Consider the following 22,198-nt stretch of genomic DNA (forward strand, 5'->3'; position numbering starts at 1 on the left):
CGATAGCGGTGGATCAGCCCGCCAATAGGGTGCCTGACACACCGCTATCGGGAGCAAGCCCCCTCCCACACCGGGACAGTGCATATCCTTAGATAGTCATACTCCGGGGCTATGCTTGAAAAACCGGCGCAGCAAAATCCGCCGGCTAACCTTTCGATTCGATCCAAGTGCGGGCACAATGCGTGTCCTTTTTTGGCAGGCACCGCCGCAGGCTCTCAAAAATGATCAAAACGCCGTACTACCTCATCGATAAACAGAAGCTTCTGGTCAACATGCAGAAGATTGCTTACGTGCGCGAGCAGTCCGGCGCCAAGGCCCTGCTGGCGCTCAAGTGCTTTGCCACCTGGTCGGTGTTCGACCTGATGCAGGAATACATGGACGGCACCACCTCGTCGTCGCTGTATGAGTTGAAGCTCGGTCGCCAGAAGTTCGAAGGCGAGGCGCACGCCTACAGCGTGGCCTGGGCCGACGATGAAATCGAAGAGATGCTCGCTAACTGCGACAAGATCATCTTCAACTCCATCAGCCAGCTGCAGCGTTTTGCCGAACGCAGCGAAGGCAAGACCCGCGGCCTGCGCGTCAACCCGCAGGTGAGCAGCTCCGACTACCTGCTGGCCGACCCGGCGCGCCCGTTCAGCCGCCTCGGCGAATGGGACCCGGTGAAGATCGAAGGCGTGATCGAACAGATCTCCGGCTTCATGTTCCACAACAACTGCGAGAACGGCGATTTCAACCTGTTCGACCAGATGCTCAACACCATCGAAGAACGCTTCGGCGCGCTGCTGCACAAGGTCAACTGGGTCAGCCTCGGCGGCGGCATCCACTTCACCGGTGAAGGCTATGCCATCGACGCCTTCTGCCAGCGCCTCAAGGCGTTCTCGCAGAAGTACGACGTGCAGGTCTACCTGGAACCCGGCGAAGCGGCGATCACCAACAGCGCCTCCCTGGAAGTCACCGTGCTCGACACCCTCTACAACGGCAAAAACCTCGCCGTCGTGGACAGCTCCATCGAAGCCCACCTGCTGGACCTGCTGATCTACCGCCTCAATGCCAAGCTGGCGCCGAGCGAGGGTGAACACACCTACATGGTGTGCGGCAAATCCTGCCTGGCCGGGGACATCTTCGGCGAGTATCAATTTGATCGTCCGCTGGCCATCGGCGATCGGCTGTCGTTCATCGACACCGCGGGCTACACCATGGTCAAGAAAAATTGGTTCAACGGCCTGAAAATGCCGTCCATCGTAGTGAAACAACTCGACGGTACAGTCGAAGTGGTTCGTGAATTTGGTTACGACGACTACCTGTCCAGCCTTTCGTAAGCTGGCGGATATAGGAGAAATAAAGCAATTGAAAAAGAACGTTCTTATCATTGGTGCAGGAGGTGTCGCCAAGGTGGTGGCCCACAAGTGCGCGCAGCACAACGACGAACTCGGTCGTATTGCTATCGCGTCGCGCAACATCTCCAAATGCCAGGCCATCATCGACAGCGTCAAGGCCAAGGGTAGCCTCAAGGTTCCCGCCGACATCCAGGCCTTCGCGCTGAACGCCCTGGACGTGGAAGCGACCAAGGCCCTGATCCGCGAGACCGAATCGCAGATCGTCATCAACGTGGGTTCCGCGTTCCTCAACATGTCGGTACTGCGTGCCTGCATCGACACGGGCGTTGCGTACCTCGATACCGCCATCCACGAAGAGCCGGGCAAGGTCTGCGAGACCCCGCCGTGGTACGGCAACTACGAATGGAACCACCTGGAAGAGTGCAAACAGAAGAACATCACCGCCATCCTTGGCGTGGGCTTCGACCCGGGTGTCGTCAACGCGTATGCCGCGCTGGCGCAGCAACAGCATTTCGACCGCATTGATTCGATCGACATCCTCGACGTCAATGCCGGCTCCCATGGCAAATACTTCGCCACCAATTTCGATCCGGAAATCAACTTCCGCGAATTCACCGGGCAGGTGTGGAGCTGGCAGAACAGCCAGTGGACCAGCAACACCATGTTCGAAGTCAAACGCACCGACGACCTGCCGGTCGTGGGTTCGCAGAACCTCTACCTCACCGGCCACGATGAAGTGCACTCGCTGTCGAAAAACCTCGACGTGCCCAACGTGCGGTTCTGGATGAGCTTCGGCGAACACTACATCAACGTGTTCACCGTGCTGAAAAACCTCGGCCTGCTCTCCGAGAAGCCGGTCACCACCGCCGAAGGCCTGGAAGTGGTGCCGTTGAAAGTGGTCAAGGCCGTGCTGCCCGACCCGTCTTCGCTCGCCCCGGGCTACACCGGCAAGACCTGCATCGGCGACCTGGTCAAAGGCACCAAGGATGGCCAGCCACGCGAGATGTTCATCTACAACGTGGCGTGCCACGAAGAAGCCTTTGCCGAGACGGACAGCCAGGGCATCTCCTACACCGCAGGCGTTCCACCGGTAGCCGCAGCGCTGCTGGTAGCCCGTGGCGAGTGGGATGTGAAACACATGGCCAACGTCGAGGAACTGCCGGCTGAACCGTTCCTCAAGGCGCTGGACGTAATGGGCTTGCCGACTCGGATCAAGGACGAGCACGGTGATCGAGCCTGGGATGCAATGGCCTGATAGGCGATAGCCGACCGAACAAAAAATGCGCCCTCAGGGGCGCATTTTTTGTTTGGGCGGATACGTATCTCCAAGACACTCAAAATCCAATGTAGGTGGGGCAGTGTTCGTTACTCCAGGTTCCGGGCCAAATGAGTCTAAGCCTGCGAGCAGTTCAAACCCGTCAGCATCAAACAACGGATTACCTACGGCTCAACGGCCCGGCTTGATTCAACGTGCTGCGGAGGTAGTAGCCAGTGACGTGTAGTGGTCCATCCCAGAAATACCCTCGCACCATCGGCTGTTGGACCCTGCTGAGGCAATACTTCGCCTGCAACGGCCTTGCGCAAGCCACTCATCAACGGTAGAAATTTTTCTCGGAAAGCCACAGGCTGCGTGGCGAAATAAGCCTCGACAGACCTCAACGTATCTTGGCATTCATATTCGTCAAGCATCGCAAGGTAAAACACCATCTGACGCCAGGCATAGGCCGTGTTCTTCAGCATTATCAACCGAGCATGATAGTGCTCAGTCTGCATCTGGTGCCGTTTGCAGATCCACTCAAAACACGCCTGGACCATGCTCCCTAGTCGAGGCTTCAGTAAAACGTTCAATCCAAGCTCATCGAAAAGAAGTGCAAGGTTTTGAGTGGTTAAAATCTGCTGCTGCTCAAGGATGGTGCCATTGATTGCAGGGTGCCACGCGCCCAACCTAGCCTCCGCGCGCTTCGCGCATAAGGCGGCGAAGGCATCGCTTGAAACTCGCGCATGTCGTCGCCCTGTGGTGGCCAGACGGGCCAGTTCATCAGTATCAATCGCGTAGTAACGTGCGTATAGGGTGCCTGCGATCACCCCTCCCGCTCGCCGGGCATTGTCAGCGAACTTACGTGAAAACTGCCCCATGAAGATATCTGCAGCGACCTCCTCCACGAAGGGAAGATCTAGCCCCGCAGTGTCCGCCAGCGCTCCAAACTCCTGGAGAAGCTTGTTAGGAAGGATGGCATAAGGAAAGGCATGAATCGTCAATGCCGATGATTCAACAAGAGATTGCCTGGCGGCACTCGCTGCACCAACGCCTGACTGCCGGTCACCTTCAATTGCACTAACCCATGGCAACTCACTGAAGCCGACCTGACGCTGAAGGTTCAATAGCAATAACGAACGCCGTCGACGGAAAGCCTGGTAGGTCGAGGCGTAGACCATCCTCAGTGCTTCGTCGCGTAACCCCGAGCTACTGAGCTGAGCTGTCATCGCGGGCAGCAGCCGTGCGACTGTGTCACCCGAAGTGATGAGCCCATGCTCGATCAATTCGCTGATTGTCCCACTGCGACAGCGTTGAACTCGCCGCAGGATTGCCGCGGGTATCGCGACACATTTGCCTTGCGCGCACTCCAAGGCCTCCTCAGCAGTGAGCGGAACAACCAAATCGACAAAATCCGAAATACCACTTTGCGCCGGATACTTGGAGAAGCGCTTTGCCACGGCATGCGCAATCAGGTGATGCTCTGGCCCCGCAACCTGGCGAAGCTGATTCGCACGGAACGCAAGGTGAGAGACCGAATCCGGCACGCCATACTTGCGCACGAAGTCACCGACAATTCGCCTGATGCGACCTACCTGACGCCCTGTGAGCGATTCCGCATCGCGGGCGCATTGCTCGAGCAGAAGAAACAATTCCTCCACACGATCGGGGGTGCGTTTGTTGAGTCCAAGGCTTTTATAACGTGCATCTAATTCGGCTGCCTGCTCGTGCCACTGAACCGGGTAACTGCGGCACGGCCATCCAGCCTGATAAGTCAGGAGGAAATGCGCAACGGCTGAATCATATAGGGGCAGACGAGCTTCAATACTCTGTTTTTGAGCAACGATCTGAGCCTGAGGCGGCAAGGTTGAAAGCAATTCCTTGACCTCACCGGCATCAACTATATGAACCTGTGTGGCTGAAATCGGGAGCTGCGCGGAGATTGACGGAAAGAAACGCAATCGATCGAAGAACGGAACAATCAGGTCTATCAGTGCCCTGGCTTCATCGTTGCGCTGCTGGCCTGACAGCCAGGCCACTGTCAGTAACGCGGCCTCTTCCGGTACCTCAACGCTATAGTCACAAGCGGTCAGACGCTGGTGCAACGCGTCAAGGCCATCATCCGTCAGGTGCCAGGCATTGATGTCCAACCGCTCGAACCCCGGGCGGACACCCGGAATAGAGACGGCCAATTCACGCTCATAGTCGGTCAGTTCGCCACCGGCCAAAAGGTTGCCGGTAGCAAAGCCCCCCGTAACGACTTCCAGCGTAACCCAGGCGGGAAGCCCGGTAATCGGAGCGCGCGAGCCGTACTCAGCGGTGCCTTGCAGCATGTGAGCAATTACCTGCTGCCACTGTGAAATACGTCTGCTGGCTTTAAAGCGAGCGAGGTGAGCGCAATTTTTATCGTGCGCTATCAGCGCTTTGGACAGGTGGAAAACCGCATAACCCTCGCCCATACCGGTCACTCCGTGTGTTCTGGGGATGTGTCCAGATTGCCTTGTGATGTGATGGGTCCGGAGGCTGGATTCGAACCAGCGCCCACCCGGTTAAGAGCCGAGTGTTCTACCGCTGAACTACTCCGGAACAGGGCGCACATTGTCTGGCAAATGCTGAAGGATGTGAAGGTGCGAGGTCATCATTAAGTAATGGCTTACGCCAACGTACTTCATTTTTGTAGAACCATCGGCGATCTCTGCGCGCTATTCGGGGAATGCCGTATGACTTGCCAATCGGCCCACTATCAGCTGAATCCTACTGCCCGCAACGCTGAGAGCTGTCCATTCTCCCAGCTTACCGCGCACGCAAAACGCGCTAGGCTTAGCCATGGCCCAGTCACCCTGTGGGAAAGGCACGCTCATGCTCCTCGACAATAACCGCACCGCCCGTGCCATCGGGCTGGTGTACAGCGCCTGCTGCTACGTGGTGTTCCTCATCACGTGCTTATATTTGATCGGCTTCGTCGGCAGCGTGGCGGTGCCCAAGAACATCAACGATGGCCCCCTCGTCGCGTGGCCAATCGCCGTGCTGATCAACTGCGCGCTGATCCTGCTGTTCGGCGTCCAGCACACGGTCATGGCACGTAGAGGCTTTAAGCAGTGGCTGGCGGCATTCATGCCTGCGCCGGTTGAACGCTCCACGTATGTAGTGCTCAGCAGCCTGGTGCTTGGGTTGATCTTCTGGCTATGGCAACCCATCACGCTCACGGTGTGGGAGGTCGAAGGGACCTGGGCCAAGACCCTGTTGATCGGCTTGTTCTGGATGGGCTGGGGCATTGCGCTGCTGTCGACCTTTCTGATCAATCACTTCGAGCTGTTCGGACTCAAGCAAGCCCTTGACCGTTGGCGCGACACTGCACAACAAGCACCCGTCTTCACAACACCGCTGTTTTACAGGATCGTGCGCCACCCGCTGTACCTGGGCTTCCTGATCGCCTTTTGGGCAACGCCGTCCATGACTGCTGGGCACCTGTTGTTTGCGACAGGGATGACGGTTTACCTCTTCATTGGCGCCAGCTTTGAAGAAAAGGACCTGGTGGCGTTGTTTGGTGAACGGTATCGGCGATACCAGCAGGAGGTGGGCATGATTTTGCCGTGGTCGAAGTCACGCAAAAAAGACGCTGAATAGGCCTTTGTGGCGAGCGGGCTTGTCGAATCGTCGCACCGCCTGCGTTGGGGTGCGCAGCAGCCCCAAAATCAGGCGCAGAGGAGTGCCTGATACACCGCATTCGTCTTCATCAGGGGCGCTTCGCCCCCCAACGCGGGGCAAGCCCGCTCGCCACAGAGATCCTAGTTTGCTGCACGACAGCGCTACGTCGAAGAAGTAGTGGGACCTCCCTCGCCACAGGATGTAGCGTCTGGCCATGAGATCCCTAGGAGTTTTCCCACGACTGTTTCAGGTAGTCGCTCGGAACGCGGCTGACTAATCTCTCCGCCGTCGCTGCCAATTCAGCGACCGGATTTGACCGTCCGGCCTTGTTAACGAACTGCTACGCCCTGCACCTATCCCAGGCGTTTTTTTTGTGCCTGAGGTATCGTGTCGCGGCAGTTGTGCGCGGGATACCTTCGGGTATGCCGGGTTCGTTGACAACCGGTCGGTCAACCCGCGTACAGCTGCCACCCTCTTCGTTTGACCGCGAACGCTGACGGCTCCACTTGTCGACGGAGCTTCACCATGATTAAAGACAGCCCCAATCCCCCAGATAAACTCTTCACCGTACGCCCCAACCTGGGCACCGAAACCCTGCTGGTCAACGCATCCCAGGATCTATCCTCCATCACCGACATCGCCACTCACCTGGCCTTTGAAATCGACGGTGCGCAACGCAATGTGGCGTTGGGCATCTGCCGAATGCTTGAAGGTGTGCAACTGTTGGTGGACAAAGCATTGGATGACGCCCATCCAGCGGCATGACACCCAGATCATCGTTCCCACGCGCGTGGGAACGAGCTCAAAACACCGACCACCCAATCCGCTCACTCAACAACTCCAACGCCTTGATCCCCGCCAGCGAGTTGCCCGCCGCGTTCAACTCCGGCGACCACACGCACACCGTAAACTGCCCCGGCACCACCGCGACAATGCCGCCGCCCACACCGCTCTTGCCCGGCAAGCCCACCCGATAGGCAAAATTGCCCGCCTCGTCATACAGCCCACTGGTGGCCATGATCGAGTTGACTTGCTTGGTCTGCCGCGCGCTCAGGATCTGCTCGCCGCTGTGGGCGCTGGTGCCCTCGTTGGCGAGGAAGCTGAACGCCTTGGCCAAGTCCAGGCAGCTCATCTGCAAGGCGCAGTAGTTGAAGTAGCTGTGCAGCACCGCATCCACGTCGTTGTGGAAGTTACCGAAGGATTTCATCAGGTAGGCCATGGCCGCATTGCGCGCGCCGTGCTGGGCTTCGGAGTCGGCGACGACGCTGTTGACCAGGATCTGCGGGTTGCCCGACAGGCGCCGCACGAAGTCGCGCATCGACAGGATCGGCACGGCAAAGCGTGACTGGTTGATGTCGCAGATCACCAGCGCGCCGGCATTGATGAAGGGGTTACGCGGGCGGCCGCGTTCGAATTCCAGTTGCACCAACGAGTTGAACGGCTGCCCCGAAGGCTCGTGCCCCAGGCGTTCCCAGATGGTTTCACCACCGTGGTCGATGGCCTGCACCAGGCTGAACACCTTGGAAATACTTTGCACCGAGAACAGCGTATCGGCGTCACCGGCGCGGTAGGCCGAGCCGTCATTGCCGTATACCGCGATGCCCAGTTGGTTGGCCGGCACATCGGCCAGCGCGGGAATGTAGTCGGCGACTTTGCCGAGGCCGATCAGGGGGCGTACTTCGTCGAGGATCGACTCCAGCAGCGCCTGCATATCTTGTCCTGTCATCTGTGTTTGAATCAGTGGAAAGCGGGGGGCGGAGGATACTTCAATGGGCGCGGAAGCCCCACACAATCTCCACCACCCGCTCGGCCACCACCAGATAAACCAGGATCAGCAACAGTTGCAATGCCAGGTGATAACGCAGCTTGGCCAGCCGGCGAATGCCATCGCTGACGTTCAACAGCATCAGCACCGTCGAGAGAATGATCAGCCCCCACCCTGCCACGCTGGAGGCAAACACCCCAATAAACAGGTCCTGCTGCCCCACGAGGGTATTGGTGCCCGCCGCAAACAGCAGCGCGCACACCAGCAGGTTTTTGACGTTGTCGAAGATCTGCGTGCTCAGGTCGTTTTCCAGCAGGGCTAAATATCGCGTCCATAACGTGCGCATAGGTCAGTACCGGGTAGGGATCGCTCGTCAATCAAAGTAGTTCAATTGCCCCTGCACCGCTCCCCAACCGGCGAGAAAAGCCTGCCCCCCTCACCACAGGTCGACGTTGTCCCCCTTCAAAAATGCGCCACATCCGACACCCGCTCATCCAGCACATCCCGCGCCAGCGCCCATGCCTGCTCCTTGGATTCCACCACCAGCAACGGGTAGCCCCAGGCCTTGCTAAACATCAGCGCAAACGGTTTGAGTGCCAGGCGTTTGGCCGCGCTGGGCTCGACCTGGATCATGCCTTTGACGAACGTGTGCAACGCCTGTCGGTGCTTCTTCATCCAGATCGAGGCTTGCTTGCGCTGTTCATGGGAATGTTCGTGGTTGTTCTCGTCCGCGGCTTTTTCGTGCAGCAGCAGGAAGGATTGCTGCCGTGCCAACAGGTCTTCAAAGACCCGGAAGGCATCCTCCGGCCCGTCTTGGTTCGGCGCATCGAAGACGATTTTCACCACAGGGAACGTTGTACTGTCGAGTCGCATGGCAAAGCTCCTTAATGAGAGTGGATCTCAATATAAAGCTCGATCCACTGGACGGCATTGCACAGAATAGCCAGACTGTTTCGCAATCCGGCCAACCTGCGATCCCCACCATGAAGCGCCACCGTCTTGACCTGCTCGACCCGCTGATGGCCAAGGACGCCGATCTGTTCCCCCGCGCCGTGGTGGCCGTGGGCGCCACCAGTACGTCGGACACCTGGGAACATGCCCAGCACGCCCACCGCAAGGGCCAGTTGATGTACACCCTGCGCGGGGTCATCCACTGTGAAATCGAAGCGGGGATCTGGATCGTGCCGCCCCAGTGTGCACTGTGGATTCCTGGCGGCACGCCACATTCGGCACGCGGGTCAGGCGAAGCGGAGGTGTATTGCCTGTTGATCGAGCCCGACGCCGCCCACGCCCTGCCCCCAAAATGCTGCACCCTGGCCGTGTCCGGGTTGCTGCATGAGCTGATCAGCAAGGCAGTAAGCTTCCCGCAACTCTATGACGAGGCCGGCGCCCAAGGCCGCTTGATCAACACGTTGCTGGATGAACTGGCCGCCGCGCCGGTCGAAGCCCTGCACCTGCCCATGCCCCAGGACGCACGCTTACGACGCCTGGCCAATAGCCTGCTGGCCGACCCGACCGACAAAGCCACCCTCGGCCAATGGGCAGTGCGCATCGGCATGAGCGAACGCAGCATGACCCGCCTGCTACTGGAGGAACTGGGCCTGAGTTTCGGCCGCTGGCGCCGGCAGTTGCATGTGATCCTGTCCCTGCAACGACTGGCCAAGGGGGAAAGTGTGCAGCGGGTGGCGCTGGACCTGGGTTATGAAAACGCCAGCGGCTTCATCACCATGTTCCGCAAGGCGGTGGGCCAGCCGCCGGCGCGTTACCTGGCGGACCGTGCGGGGGTGCTCAGCGCGACCACCCAAACCATCGCGCTGAAAGACGCCCACTGACTACCAGTTTTCGCCCAACCCCAGCAGCCCCAGTATCTGCCGTCGCAGGTCCACCAAGTAAGGATCATCCCGGTGCCGTGGATAGGGCCTGTCGATGCTCAACTGCGCCTGGATCTTCGCCGGGCGGTCGCTGAACACAATCACCCGGTTGGCCAGCAGCAAGGCTTCTTCCACATCGTGGGTCACCAGCAGCGCCGTGTAGCCCTGGCGCTGCCACAGGTCGATCAGTTCCTTTTGCATGGTGATGCGGGTCAGGGAGTCGAGTTTGCCCAAGGGTTCGTCGAGGATCAGCAATCGCGGCTGATTGACCAGTGCACGGGCCAACGCCACACGCTGGGCCATGCCGCCGGACAACTGCCGGGGATAGGCGCGGGCGAACTGACCGAGGCCGACCTTGTCCAGGGCCTCATCGACCTTCGCCGAATGGCGCTTGAGCAGGCCCTGGGCTTCGAGGCCGAGGGCAACGTTGTCCCACACGCGGCGCCATGGGTACAGGGTCGGGTCCTGGAACACCACCACGCGGCTCGGGTCCGGCCCGGTGATGGGCACGCCATCGGCCAGCAGTCGGCCGGCGTCCGCCGGTTCCAGCCCCGCCACCAGGCGCAGCAAGGTGGACTTGCCGCAACCCGAAGGCCCGAGCAAAGCAACAAACTCTCCCGGCGCCACGTCCAGGGACACCCGCTCCAACACCGGCAAATGCTGGCCGTCCAGAGCAAAACCATGGCTGAGGTTTTCTATGCGCAGCGCCAATCCTTCCGAAGCTGATACCGCGTGTGCCAGGGCTACCATTTCATCGCTCCTTTCTGCCAGGCCAGCAGCCGATCACGCACCAGGAATAGCCCGGTGATCAACCCCGAACAGGCCAGCGCCATGATCAGCAGTGCGGCGTACATGTTCGCGTAGGCGGCCCAGCCCTGGGCCCATTGCAGGTACCAGCCGATGCCGGATTTGACCCCCATCATTTCCGCCACCACCAAAGTGGAAAACGACGCGCCCAGGCCCATGAACAGGCCGACGAATACGTGGGGCAACGCGGCGGGAATCGCCACTTTGAAAATCAGAAAACCTTGCCGGGCGCCGAGGGTGCGCGCCACGTCGTAATAGGCTTTATCGACGCTGGCCACGCCGGACCAGGTGAGCACCGTGACCGGAAACCAGGTGGCCAGGGCGATCAAAAATACACTCGCACTCCAACTGCTGGGAAACAGGAAAAAGCACAGCGGCAACAACGCCGTCGACGGCACCGGGCCGAGGATGCGCAGCACCGGGTGCAGCCAGTAGCCGATACGCGTGGACCAGCCAATGGCGACGCCGGCGACAAACCCGGTGGCCGCGCCCAGCGCCACCCCCGAGCCCAGCAGCAGCGCCGAATGCAGCAGGCTGTCGGCCAGGCGTGCGTAGTCTTCGATATACACCGCGAGCAAGGCTTGGGGTGGTGCGAAGAACGGCACCGGCAACAGCGCAAGCTTGGCGGTGAGCAATTCCCAGATGCCCAGCAATACCGGCAAGGCGATCAGCCAGGGTGCGGCCGTACGCAAGCGCAGCCCGAGTTTCGACAGCCTGCGGCCCAGCAGGCTCAGCACGATGAACAACGCCGCCACGCCCACACAGAGATTGGCCAAGCCTTGGGTCATCGGCCAGTTGCGCACCGCGTTGGGCCAATAACTGATCAGCAGCGCGACGGCCACCCAGGCCGCCACCACCGCGGCGCCCTGCCATCCGACCTTGAGCGCCACGGGCGGGTTGAGGGTGGTTGCGTCAGCTGAAGACATCGGCGGTGATCTCCTTGGCAAACGCTATCGGGTCGGTGCCTTTGCTGATCACTTCCACGGTTTTCAGGTCGGTGACGTAGGTGGTGATCTCCTGGGTCAGCGCCGCGCCTACCGCGTGGTGGCCGTGGGTGTGGTCGTGGAGGATCGCCTGGACTTCTTCGGTGGAGGTGTTCAGTGCGTAGGCTTGGAAGCCTTTGGCGACTTCCTCCGGGTGCTGCACGCAATAGTCATGGGCTTCGAGGATCGCCTGGGTCAGCGCCGCGACCACGCGCTTGTCTTCACGTACCAATTTGCCGGTGACGCCGACCACGCAGCAACTGAGATTGGCGTATTCCTCCACCAGGTTGGTGGACAATTCCCGCGCCACGCCGGACTTGATCAGGCGGTACATGAACGGGTCACTGCCGCTCACCGCCTGCACTTCACCACGCTCCAGCGCCGTGCCGAGCAGGTCGGCCGGGTACAGGCGCCACTCCACATCGCGCACCGGGTCGACGCCGTGTTTTTTCAGCAGGATCGAGAAGAAATTGCGGTCCGGGCTGGCCATGTCGGTGACGCCGATGGCCTTGCCCTTGAGATCCTCCAGCTTGCTCACGCCGCCGTTTGCAGCACTGAGCAAACGCAGGCAACCGCCATGGGTGCCGGCGGTGAGCTTCACGTCAAAGCCCTGCTCCAGAGCCTTGAGCCAGCGCAAGGCCATGCCCACGCCCGCGTCGGCCTTGCCGGTGGCGATGGCTTCCAGCAGGACCTCGGTGGAGTTGCCGAAGTTGACCAACTCCACGTCCAGGTTGTGCTTGGTGAAAAAGCCCTGCCCATGGGCGATCACCACCGGCGCCAGGCACACGGCGTTGAGGTTGACCGCCAGCTTGAGTTTGCGCGGCGCGTCGAGGCGGATGAACTCACCGGTGCCAGCAGGCTCCTGGGCGGTGTTATGGCCGGCGTGGGCGTCGGCGGAAAAACCCAGGCGCGGCAGCGACAGGCTGGCCAGGGTAAGGCCGGCCAGGCCCAGGAGGCGACGACGGGTCAGGTGATCAAAAGTAGCCATGCGAAGTATCCCTATTTAATTGATCAGCTCGCTCCAGAGAAAGGCCGAAAGCGTCAAAAATGCCATTTTGATTATATTAACGACTGACTTTTATGAAAGAACCGTATAATTCTATGGTTATGCCCGATGGGCAGGGACCGGATAAAAGCGTCCTAAGCTCAGATCGAAAGAGTATTTATCGAATGATTTTTAGATCATTAAGCTTGGGTCTATTTCGTTGAAGATCGAGCCCACCATGTCCCTTCGTCGTCCCCTCGCCGCTGTATTAGGATTGCTGGCCTTTTCCGTTGCCGTCAGTGCGCAAGCCCAGGAAACCGTACGCATTGGTTACCAGAAATCCTCCACGCTGATCACCCTGCTGAAGACCCAGGGCACCCTGGAGAAAGCCCTCAAGGCCGACAACATCGAGGTGAGCTGGCACGAATTCCCCAGCGGCCTGCCGCTGCTGGAAGCGCTGAACGTCGGCAACGTCGACATCAGCGCCGACGTGGCCGACACCGTGCCGATCTTCGCCCAGGCCGCCCAGGCCAAACTCACCTACTTCGCCCAGGAAGCGCCCTCGCCTTCGGCCCAGGCCATCGTGGTGCGCAAGGACTCGCCGATCCAACAGTTGGCGGACTTGAAGGGCAAGAAGATCGCGGTGACCAAGGCCGCCGGCACCCACTACCTGTTGATCGCCGCGTTGGCCAAGGCCGGGCTGGCGTTCTCGGATATCGAGCCGGCGTACCTGTCGCCTGCCGATGGCCGTGCGGCGTTCGAGAACAACAAGGTGGATGCCTGGGTCACCTGGGAACCCTTCCTCACCAGCGTGCAGCGCCAACTGCCGACGCGCACCCTGGCGGACGGCGCCGGGCTGGCCAGCTACAAGCGCTACTACCTGACCGGCACGCCTTACGCCAAGGCGCATCCGCAGGTATTGAAAGTGGTGTATGCGCAGCTGGAAAAAGCCGGCCACTGGATAAAAACCAACCCGCAGGACGCGGCGAAAGTGCTCGGCCCGCTGTGGGGCAACCTGGATGTAGCCACGGTGGAAGCGGCGAACGCGCACCGAAGTTATCAGGTGCAGCCAGTGACGGTGGATCAGCTGGGTGAGCAGCAGAAGATTGCCGATGCGTTCTTCAAGGCGGGGTTATTGCCGAAGGCGGTGGATGCCAAGGATGTGCAGACGTGGAGGCCTTGAAGGCTGGTGTGATCTAAATGTGGGAGGGGCGGTGGGCGATTCGACTTGCCCCCGATGGCCATGGGTATCTACACAACTTGAGCGTCTTCCGCATAGATACCGTCTTATCCAACCGCGCAAATCCGTAGCAGCTGCCGAGCGCAAGCGAGGCTGCGTCAGGCGCGCTGCCGATTCAAGCTCGAGTCGCGGCCGACGCAGCCTCGCCAAGGCTCGACAGCTGCTACGCACTATTCTATTGAAGTTGTGTAGACACTCATGTTCATCGAGGGCAAGTCGAATCGTCGCATCGCCCCTCCCACAGTTGATTTGCATGTGACATTAGAGAAGTGTGCGGGCTAAAGCCTTTTTCCACTCTGCGTAACGCCCTGCCATCGCCGGATCCTCCTGCGGCTCAAACCGCTCGCGCTGGCGCTCCAACTGCCCCAGCGCCGTATCACTCGCCCATACACCCAACGCCCGCCCCGCCAGGTGCGCTGCGCCCAGTGCCGAGACTTCCGGCGACAGGCTGCGCACCACCGGGCGTTGCAGCAGGTTGGCCAGAAACTGCATCAGCCAGCGGTTGCGCGTGGCGCCGCCATCCACCCACAGTTCCTTGAGCGGGCTGCCGATGTCTTGCTGCATGGCCTCGAACACATCGCGAATCTGGTAGCCGATGGACTCCAGCGACGCGCGCAGGATGTGCGCGCCGGACGTGGCTTCGGTCAACCCGCAGATCAGCCCACGGGCGTCGGCCTTCCAGTGGGGTGCGCCGAGGCCGGACAGCGCCGGGACAAAATACACGCCGCCGTTATCCGGCAGTTGCGCGGCCTGTTCGGTCAGCGTATCCAGGGATTCTCCCGCCACCAGCTTCGACGCCCACTGCACGGCAGCGCCGGTATGGACGATATTGCCTTCCATGCCGAAAGTAGGTTGGCTGCCGTCGTGCCAGGCCAGGGTGGTCGACAGGCCATGGGTGGAGGCAATCGGCCCGCTCATGGGCGTCATCAAGGACGAACCGGTGCCGAGGGTGGCCTTGACCAGCCCCGGGGCAAAACCGCCCTGCCCGTACAGCGCCGCATGGGAGTCGCCGATCATCGACATCACCGGGATACCGGCGGGCAAGCCGCCCAACGCGACGGTTTCGGCGAAGAAACCGGCGCTCGGCTGGATCGGCGCCAAGGCCGCAGCAGGAATGCCGAACAGCGCCAACAGCTCAGGATCCCAGGCGCAGGTGTGCAGGTTGAACAGTTGGGTGCGCGCGGCGTTGGAATAGTCGGTGGCGAACACCTGGCCGCCGCTGAGTTGCCACAACAGCCAGCTATCGACCGTGCCCAGGCAGATCTCCCCGGCAGCGGCGCGGGCATGGCCATCCTCAAGGTGATCGAGAATCCAGCGGAACTTGCCCGCCGAGAACATCGGGTCCAACGCCAGCCCGGTCTTTTCCAGGATCAGCGCCTCATGGCCCTGCTCATGCAGTTGCGTGCACAACGCCGTAGAGCGTCGGCATTGCCAACTGATGCACGGCGACAATGGCTCACCGGTATGCCTATCCCAAGCCACCACCGATTCACGCTGGTTGCTGATCGCGAGCGCAGTAATCGGACGATCCACCTGGGCCAGGCATTCTTCAATCGCCGCCAACGTGTTTTGCCAGATCAGCAGCGGGTCCTGCTCGGAAAACCCGGCCTGGGGATGGCTGATGCTCAAGGGCCGCGAACCGCGCGCAATCACCTGGCCAAGTTCGTTGACCAGGACTGCCTTGGCGTTGCTGGTGCCTTCATCTATCGCCAGGATCAGCGGGGTGTTGTTATTCATTGAGTTCACCGCAACCGAGTGGCAGCCGCCACGATCCCAGCCGCGTCGATGTTATGCAAGGCGCGGGTCGGTTCGCGGGCCCCGGCGGCGGCGTACTCGCCATCGCCGATACCCAGGCGGATCAGGGCAATGCCCAACCCGGCTTCGGCCAGCACTTCGGCGACCAGGCTGCCGACGCCGCCATTGATGTTGTGTTCTTCCACGCTGATAACCGCGCGCGTGCCGCTCAAGGCGCTGAGCAACACATCACGCTGCAAGGGCCGGATCGACGACAGGTTGATCACCTGCGCCTGGATGCCCTGCTCCGCCAGCAACGCCGCCGCATCCACCGCCTCATGCACCACCGAGCCCAGGGCCACGATGCTCACATCGGCGCCCTGGCGCAGGATGTCGACCTGACCGGGCACAAACTGATAGTCGGCGCCGTGCACGTCGGGCAAGGCTTTGCCGTCGAGGCGGATATACACCGGGCCGTGGTAGCGCAGCGCGTAATCGACAATCTGACGGCACTCGACGGCATCGGCGGGGGCGAAGATCTGCACATTGCCAAACCCGCGCATCACCGCAATATCGTCGAGGCTGTGGTGGGTGCTGGCGAGCGGGCCATAACTGGTGCCGGCATTCAGGCCGAACATCTTCACGTTGGCCTGGTTGTAGCAGACGTCCACCTTGATCTGCTCATTGGCCCGCGAGATCAGGAACGGCGCCGCGTTGCAGGTGGCGGCGATCTTGCCGCCCAGGGCCAGGCCCGCCGCGACGCTGACCAAGGATTGCTCGGCAATGCCGACGTTGATCAGGCGTTCGGGGAAACGCTGGGCAAACGGGCCGATCTTGGCCGTGGAGGTGGAGTCGCTGACCACCGGCACTACGTCCAGCCCGGCATCGACGGCAGCGATAAACGCTTGCACCATGACGCTCGCCAAATGTTCACTCGCCATGGTTCAACTCCTCCAGTGCTGCGTTGATTTCATCACCCTTGGGCACGCGGTGGTGCCATTCGGGGCGGGCTTCGATAAACGACACGCCCTTGCCTTTAATGGTGTGGGCGATCAGCACCTGGGGCACGCCGGTCTTGGTCTGCATGCTTTCCAGGGCTTCGATCAATTGGCCGACATCGTTACCGTCGCACTCGCTGACACGGAAGCCGAAGGCCGCCCATTTCACGTCCAGCGGGTCCAGCGGCATGATGTCGGCGGTCAACCCCGCCAGTTGCAGCTTGTTCTTGTCGACGATCACAAACAGGTTATCCAGGCCGTACTTGGCCGCCGCCATCGCCGCCTCCCAGTTGGAGCCTTCGGCCAGTTCGCCGTCGCCGGTCAGCACGTAGATGCGTTTTTTGCTGCCGGACATCTTCGCCGCCAAGGCCAGCCCGACCGCCACCGGCAAACCGTGGCCGAGGGCGCCGGTGTTCAGTTCGATGCCAGGGGTTTTCTGGCGTACCGGGTGGCCGGGCAAATGCGAGTTGAAGTGCTGGTAGGTGGGCAGCCACTCGGTGGGGATGTAGCCCGCCTGCGCCAGGCAGCAGTACAAACCGCCGACGCCATGGCCCTTGCTCTGGATATAAATATCGCGCTCGGGGTCTTCGGTGCGTTCCGGGCCGGTGTTGAGGATGCGGAAATACAGGGTGGCGAGGATGTCGGTTTCGGAAAGATCCGCCCCGGTGTGGCCGCCGGCCGGTGAGTCGGCGTTCAGGCGGATCACATGGCGACGGATCAGGCGGGCCTGTTCCTTGATCTGGTGGGCGTCGTACTGGAAGGCATTCATGCAGCGGCTCCTTTGAGGCTGACCACGCGGGGTAAAAGTGTCCAAAGCTGTCTTTGAATATTTATTCAGCAGTGACAATATATTTCTATTTAGACGCCGATCCTCCAGCAGGTCAAGTGAGCGAACCGCCGAAAAATCAAATAAACCCCGGAAAAACCCCTCGGACAAACGGCCAAAATCCTACGCCGGCTTATCTAGCCCGTGGCTTTGCGCCGTGCAAAAACATCGGATAAGAGGCACACAAGAAAAATTAAGCGCTTGACTTTGACACGGTGTCACTGGAATCTGAATTAACAGTCAGGCACGCATAAATATTCAAGACGCCTGAAAGCACTCCAAAAAAAATAACTCAGGAGAACACTGTGGACGCCAAAGCTATTGTCCAGCACCCGGCCGAACTCAAGCCGCCACCCCGCCCACGTATTGTGAAACTGCTGCCCAGCAACATTGGCGGCCCGTTGATCGGGCTGGTGCTACTGGTGCTGGTCTTCTCCTTCAGTTCCGAATTCTTCTTCTCATTGCGCAATGGCCTGAACATCCTTGATCAGGTCACGGTGCTGGGCATCCTGGCGATCGGCATGACAGCGGTGATCGTGATCGGCGGCATCGACCTGTCGGTTGGTTCGGTGCTGGCCTTCTCGATGATGATGCTCGGCTGGCTGTATCAGGATCAGGCGGTGCCGCTGGGCTTTGCGATTCCGATCTCGATTGCCAGCGGCATGCTCGCAGGGCTGGTCTCCGGCGCGTTGATCACCTACGCCAAGCTGCCACCCTTTATTGCCACGCTGACCATGATGTCGGTGGCCCGTGGCCTGGCGAATATCCTTACCGAAGGCCGGCAGATAGTCGGCTACCCGGACTGGTTCACCAGCCTGGCCACGGTGCGCCACTTTGGTTTCCTCTCGGCCACCGTGGGCCTGTTCCTGGTGATGCTGGTGGTGGCCTGGGTGTTCCTGCGCTTTCGTGCCGGTGGCCGCAACCTCTACGCCATGGGCGGCAGCCCGGAAGTGGCGCGGTTGTCGGGCATCAAGGTGCGTGCGATTACCTTGTGGGTGTACGCCATCAGCGGTGCGCTGGCCGGCATCGCCGCCGTGACCCTGGCCGCGCGCCTGGACTCCTCGCAACCGAGCGCCGGGCTGAGCCTGGAGCTGGACGCCATCGCCGCCGTGGTGATTGGCGGCGCCAGCCTCAGTGGTGGCGTCGGCAGCATCGGCGGCACCCTGGTGGGCGTGCTGATCATTGGCGTATTGCGCAATGGCCTCAACCTGCTGGGAGTTTCGCCCTTTATTCAACAAGTGGTAATCGGTGTGGTCATCGCCCTCGCCGTCACCATCGACACCCTGCGACGCCGCTCCAGCACTGCCCGTTAAACCTGTTCGACAGTTGACACCCTCCAACAATAAAACCAGGAGTCACCGACATGTTCAGCCCCAAGAAATTGCTGTTGGCCACCGCTCTCGCCGCCGCCACCCTCACCGCTGCCGGCACCACCTGGGCCAAGGATTTGACCATCGGCCTGGCCGTGGCCAACCTGCAGGCCGACTTCTTCAACCAGATCAAGCAATCGGTGGAAGCCGAGGGCAAGGCCAAGGGGGTCAAGGTGATCACCGTGGACGCCCAGGGCAACTCGTCCACCCAGGTCAGCCAGATTGAAGACCTGATCACCCGCCAGATCGATGTGCTGATCTACATCCCGGCCGGTGCCACCGCCGCCGGTGTGCCGGTGAAAGCCGCCAAGGCTGCGGGTATCCCGGTGATCGCCGTGGACCGCAACGCCCCCGACGCACCGGGCGACACCTTTATCGCCAGCGACAGCGTGGCTGGCGCCAAGACCCTGGCCGAGTACGTGGGCAAGATCACCGACGGCAAGGGCCGCATTGCGATCCTGCAAGGCCAGATCGGCACCACGCCGGAGAATGATCGCGCCAAGGGGTTTGAGGAGGGCCTGAAAGCCTTCCCGGACCTCAAGGTCGTCGCCCAGCAACCGGCCGAATGGGCCCAGGACAAAGGCTTCGCGGTGGCCCAGGACCTGCTCCAGCGTGACCCGAACATCACCGTGTTCTTCGGCCGTGCGGACGCCATGGCCTTGGGCGCTGCCCAGGCGGTGAAAGTCGGCAACCTCGATCACAAGGTGGTCGTGGTCGGTTTCGACGGTGACGTGGCCGGGCTCAAGGCCGTGCAAAGCGGTGTGCTGAACGCAACCATGACCCAGCAGACGCAGAAAATGGGGCGCCTGGCCGTGGCCTCGGCCATCGACCTCAAAGCCGGCAAGACCTTGCCCAAGGAGCAGTTGTTGCCCACCGTGCTGACCACCAAAGAAAACGTCGCGCCGTTCCTGCAACAGCACCCGTAAGCCTTGGAGGTCGTCATGCAAGCAGCAGCCGTGGACACCGCTCAATCTGACGCGGTGCTGTGCCTGCGCAATATCAGCAAAGCCTACGGGCCGGTGCAGGTGTTGTCGCAGGTCAACGTGGACATTCGCCCCGGTGAAGTACTGGCCTTGCTCGGTGAAAACGGCGCGGGCAAGTCGACCTTGTCGTCGATCATCGCCGGGCTGGTGCAACCGGAAGCCGGGGGCAGCATGACCTGGCTCGGCGCGCCCTACGCACCCGCTTCACCGGGGGCCGCGCTGGGGGCCGGGATCGGCCTGATCCACCAGGAAATCCGCCTGCTGCCGCAATTGTCGATCGCCGAGAATATCTTCGTCGGCCGCCTGCCCATGCGTCGTGGGCGGGTGGACCGCGAGTACATGGAGGCCCAGGCGCAGATCCAACTTGAACGCCTGGGGCTCAGGGTGCCGGCCTCGCGCAAGGTCGAAGGCCTGAGCGTGGCGGCCCAGCAACTGGTGGAGATCGCCAAGGCGCTGACGCTGAAGGCCAGCCTGTTGATCCTCGATGAACCCACCGCCGCATTGGGTGGCGAGGAAACCGAACTGCTGTTCAAGCAGGTGGAACGGCTGAAAGCCGAGGGCGTGTCGTTTATCTATATCAGCCACCGCCTGGAAGAAATCGCACGCATCGCCGACCGCGTACTGGTGCTGCGCGACGGTCGCCAGATCGCCCTGCACGCCACGGCCCAGGTGCCGGTGCGTGAGTTGGTGGAGCAGATGGTCGGGCGCAGCCTGGAGCGGATCTTCCCGGCGTTGCAGGCGCCGCAGGACCACGTGATGTTGCAGGTCAAAGACTTGAGTTGTCGCGAATTTGCCCTGCATGGCATCGACTTCAACGTGCGCGCCGGCGAGGTATTCGGCATTGCCGGGGTGGTCGGCGCCGGGCGAACCGAGCTGGTGCGCACCATTGCCGGTGCGGCCCAGGATATTCGCGGCCATATGGTGTTGGATGGCGAGGTCCGCCAGTTGCGCTCGCCCTTCGAGGCGATCCAGGCCGGCGTAGTGCTGGTGCCGGAAGACCGCAAGCAGCAAGGCGTGGTGGTGGAACATCGCATCGAAGACAACCTGATTTATGGCAACACCGATTTGCTCGATAAGCGCGGTTGGGTGTTCCCTGCCCCACTGCGCGAATTTGCACGCACGGCGGTGGCGCGGCTGGGGGTGAAAGGTGCACCGCAGTCGCGGATTTCCAGCCTGTCTGGCGGTAACCAGCAGAAGGTGATCATCGCCAAGTGGCTGGCGCGCAACCCCAAGGTGTTCATCCTCGATGAGCCGACACGCGGCATCGACGTGGGCGCCCGGGCGGCGATTTATGAAGTGATCGCGGATCTGGCGGCCAAGGGCATGGCGGTGATTGTGGTCAGTTCCGACCTGGATGAAGTGCTGGGGTTGTCCCATCGGGTGATGGTGATGAGCCGAGGGCGGCAGATGGGGATTCTGGAGCGTGGCGAGGCGACGCCGGTGTCGGTGATGGAAATGGCCACCGCATAAGCAAAGACCTACAAAGATCCAACTGTGGGAGGGGGCTTGCCCCCGATGAGGGAGTGTCAGTAGATGTATCTGTAACTGAACCACTGCTATCGGGAGCAAGCCGAGTCGTCGCACCGCCCCTCCCACGGGGTCCACTGTGATTTCAAATAACGGAGTTATCCATGCAACTTTTCAGTCTTCAGGGCCAAGTGGCCTTTGTCACCGGCGCCGGCAGCGGCATTGGCCAGGCTATCGCCGTCGGGCTCGCCGAAGCGGGCGCGGATGTAGCCTGCTTTGATCTTCCGGGCAGCCCCGGCATTGCCAGCACGGTAGAACGCATCCAGGCGCTGGGCCGTCGCGCCTTGGCGTTGAGCGGTACCGTCACCGAGCGCGCCGCCCTGGATGCAGCGGTCGCGCAAACCGAACAAGAACTTGGTCCACTCAGCGTCGCCGTCAACTGCGCCGGCATCGCCAATGCCCAGGCCGCCGAAGACCTGGAGCTGCAACGCTGGCAAACCACCCTGGACATCAACCTCACCGGCATCTTCCTCAGTTGCCAGGCCCAGGCTGCGGTGATGTTGCCGCGTGGCAAAGGCGCCATCGTCAATATCGCCTCCATGTCCGGCAGCATCGTCAACCGCGGCCTGTTACAGGCGCACTACAACACCTCCAAGGCCGGGGTGATCCACCTGAGCAAAAGCCTGGCGATGGAATGGGCCGACAAGGGCCTGCGCGTCAACTGCATCAGCCCCGGCTACACCGCCACGCCGATGAACTCACGCCCGGAAGTCGCCGACCAGGTGAAGATCTTTGAACAGACCACGCCCATGGGCCGCATGGCCAGCGTGGAAGAAATGGTCGGCCCGGCGATTTTCCTGGTCAGCCAGGCGTCGTCTTTCTGCACAGGTGTCGACCTGTTGGTCGATGGTGGTTTTGTCTGCTGGTAA

At 61.1% G+C, this 22,198-nt stretch carries 20 protein-coding genes and 1 tRNA gene; 10 read left to right on the forward strand and 11 right to left on the reverse strand.

What is annotated here, in order from left to right:
* Positions 1-221: 221 nt before the first annotated feature.
* Both AB1462_RS28455 and AB1462_RS28460 read left to right on the forward strand, forming a co-directional pair.
* Positions 222-1,319 carry a carboxynorspermidine decarboxylase gene (locus AB1462_RS28455; protein WP_048729495.1) on the forward strand — a complete coding sequence of 366 codons (1,098 nt, stop codon included), beginning with the start codon at positions 222-224 and terminating at the stop codon, positions 1,317-1,319.
* A gap of 28 nt (positions 1,320-1,347) precedes the next feature.
* Entirely contained in the window at positions 1,348-2,592 is a 1,245-nt protein-coding gene (locus AB1462_RS28460) for a saccharopine dehydrogenase family protein (RefSeq protein WP_090402998.1), read from the forward strand.
* Positions 2,593-2,777: 185 nt separating this feature from the next.
* Here AB1462_RS28460 and AB1462_RS28465 read toward each other — a convergent pair whose 3' ends face one another.
* Both AB1462_RS28465 and AB1462_RS28470 read right to left on the reverse strand, forming a co-directional pair.
* On the reverse strand, positions 2,778-5,051 hold the full coding sequence (locus AB1462_RS28465) for a hypothetical protein (protein WP_367248606.1): 2,274 nt from the start codon (positions 5,049-5,051) through the stop codon (positions 2,778-2,780).
* Positions 5,052-5,103: 52 nt separating this feature from the next.
* A tRNA-Lys gene (locus AB1462_RS28470) sits at positions 5,104-5,178 on the reverse strand.
* Between the two features lie 273 nt (positions 5,179-5,451).
* Between AB1462_RS28470 and mddA the strand changes: the two genes are divergently transcribed.
* Together mddA and AB1462_RS28480 are read left to right on the forward strand one after the other, a co-directional pair.
* Positions 5,452-6,219: a methanethiol S-methyltransferase gene (gene mddA / locus AB1462_RS28475; RefSeq protein WP_259194731.1), complete on the forward strand. Its 768-nt coding sequence runs from the start codon at positions 5,452-5,454 to the stop codon at positions 6,217-6,219.
* Between the two features lie 546 nt (positions 6,220-6,765).
* A complete protein-coding gene (locus AB1462_RS28480; RefSeq protein ID WP_367248607.1) occupies positions 6,766-7,005 on the forward strand; it encodes a DUF6124 family protein in 240 nt (79 codons plus the stop codon).
* Positions 7,006-7,042: 37 nt separating this feature from the next.
* Here the strand turns inward: AB1462_RS28480 and glsB are convergent, their stop codons facing one another.
* From glsB to AB1462_RS28495, 3 genes are all read right to left on the reverse strand, one after another.
* The gene (gene glsB, locus AB1462_RS28485) at positions 7,043-7,951 is read right to left on the reverse strand and encodes a glutaminase B (protein ID WP_090402994.1); all 909 of its coding nucleotides are present in this window, start codon (positions 7,949-7,951) and stop codon (positions 7,043-7,045) included.
* A gap of 55 nt (positions 7,952-8,006) precedes the next feature.
* Positions 8,007-8,351, reverse strand: coding sequence for a hypothetical protein (locus tag AB1462_RS28490; RefSeq protein ID WP_315338369.1), 345 nt, complete (start codon positions 8,349-8,351; stop codon positions 8,007-8,009).
* Positions 8,352-8,467: 116 nt separating this feature from the next.
* A complete protein-coding gene (locus tag AB1462_RS28495) occupies positions 8,468-8,878 on the reverse strand; it encodes a hypothetical protein (protein ID WP_315338370.1) in 411 nt (136 codons plus the stop codon).
* Between the two features lie 110 nt (positions 8,879-8,988).
* Here AB1462_RS28495 and AB1462_RS28500 point away from each other — a divergent pair, with 110 nt between their 5' ends.
* Positions 8,989-9,837 carry a helix-turn-helix domain-containing protein gene (locus AB1462_RS28500; RefSeq protein WP_259194746.1) on the forward strand — a complete coding sequence of 283 codons (849 nt, stop codon included), beginning with the start codon at positions 8,989-8,991 and terminating at the stop codon, positions 9,835-9,837.
* Here AB1462_RS28500 and AB1462_RS28505 read toward each other — a convergent pair whose 3' ends face one another.
* Genes AB1462_RS28505 through AB1462_RS28515 form a run of 3 tightly spaced genes read right to left on the reverse strand, consistent with a single transcriptional unit; the run spans position 9,838 to position 12,654 of the window.
* A complete protein-coding gene (locus AB1462_RS28505; RefSeq protein WP_090402984.1) occupies positions 9,838-10,626 on the reverse strand; it encodes an ABC transporter ATP-binding protein in 789 nt (262 codons plus the stop codon).
* Positions 10,620-11,609 (reverse strand): ABC transporter permease, encoded by a 990-nt coding sequence (locus AB1462_RS28510; protein WP_090402982.1) that lies wholly within the window; start codon positions 11,607-11,609, stop codon positions 10,620-10,622. The genes AB1462_RS28505 and AB1462_RS28510 overlap by 7 nt, the downstream gene beginning before the upstream one ends.
* Positions 11,596-12,654 (reverse strand): ABC transporter substrate-binding protein, encoded by a 1,059-nt coding sequence (locus tag AB1462_RS28515; protein ID WP_315338372.1) that lies wholly within the window; start codon positions 12,652-12,654, stop codon positions 11,596-11,598. Before AB1462_RS28515 ends, AB1462_RS28510 begins: the two co-directional genes overlap by 14 nt.
* Positions 12,655-12,889: 235 nt before the next feature.
* On the opposite strand from AB1462_RS28515, the gene AB1462_RS28520 reads away from it, so the two are divergent.
* A complete protein-coding gene (locus tag AB1462_RS28520; RefSeq protein WP_315338373.1) occupies positions 12,890-13,834 on the forward strand; it encodes an aliphatic sulfonate ABC transporter substrate-binding protein in 945 nt (314 codons plus the stop codon).
* A 318-nt stretch (positions 13,835-14,152) separates the two neighbouring features.
* Here the strand turns inward: AB1462_RS28520 and AB1462_RS28525 are convergent, their stop codons facing one another.
* The 3 genes from AB1462_RS28525 to AB1462_RS28535 are packed head-to-tail and all read right to left on the reverse strand — an operon-like array spanning position 14,153 to position 17,392.
* Entirely contained in the window at positions 14,153-15,628 is a 1,476-nt protein-coding gene (locus AB1462_RS28525; RefSeq protein WP_367248610.1) for an FGGY family carbohydrate kinase, read from the reverse strand.
* 5 nt (positions 15,629-15,633) lie between these two features.
* Positions 15,634-16,566, reverse strand: a complete 933-nt coding sequence (locus AB1462_RS28530) for a transketolase C-terminal domain-containing protein (protein ID WP_053134371.1) — start codon at positions 16,564-16,566, stop codon at positions 15,634-15,636.
* On the reverse strand, positions 16,556-17,392 hold the full coding sequence (locus AB1462_RS28535) for a transketolase (RefSeq protein ID WP_367248612.1): 837 nt from the start codon (positions 17,390-17,392) through the stop codon (positions 16,556-16,558). Before AB1462_RS28535 ends, AB1462_RS28530 begins: the two co-directional genes overlap by 11 nt.
* A 362-nt stretch (positions 17,393-17,754) precedes the next feature.
* On the opposite strand from AB1462_RS28535, the gene AB1462_RS28540 reads away from it, so the two are divergent.
* From AB1462_RS28540 to AB1462_RS28555, 4 genes are all read left to right on the forward strand, one after another.
* On the forward strand, positions 17,755-18,762 hold the full coding sequence (locus AB1462_RS28540) for an ABC transporter permease (protein WP_027607262.1): 1,008 nt from the start codon (positions 17,755-17,757) through the stop codon (positions 18,760-18,762).
* 50 nt (positions 18,763-18,812) lie between these two features.
* Complete coding sequence (locus AB1462_RS28545) at positions 18,813-19,745, forward strand: sugar ABC transporter substrate-binding protein (RefSeq protein WP_027607263.1); 933 nt, start codon at positions 18,813-18,815, stop codon at positions 19,743-19,745.
* A 15-nt stretch (positions 19,746-19,760) separates the two neighbouring features.
* Positions 19,761-21,272, forward strand: a complete 1,512-nt coding sequence (locus AB1462_RS28550; RefSeq protein WP_090402965.1) for a sugar ABC transporter ATP-binding protein — start codon at positions 19,761-19,763, stop codon at positions 21,270-21,272.
* Between the two features lie 146 nt (positions 21,273-21,418).
* Complete coding sequence (locus AB1462_RS28555) at positions 21,419-22,198, forward strand: SDR family oxidoreductase (RefSeq protein WP_256226794.1); 780 nt, start codon at positions 21,419-21,421, stop codon at positions 22,196-22,198.

Origin of the sequence: Pseudomonas sp. SB113, from assembly GCF_040754745.1 — a bacterium.
GTDB lineage: Bacteria > Pseudomonadota > Gammaproteobacteria > Pseudomonadales > Pseudomonadaceae > Aquipseudomonas > Aquipseudomonas grimontii.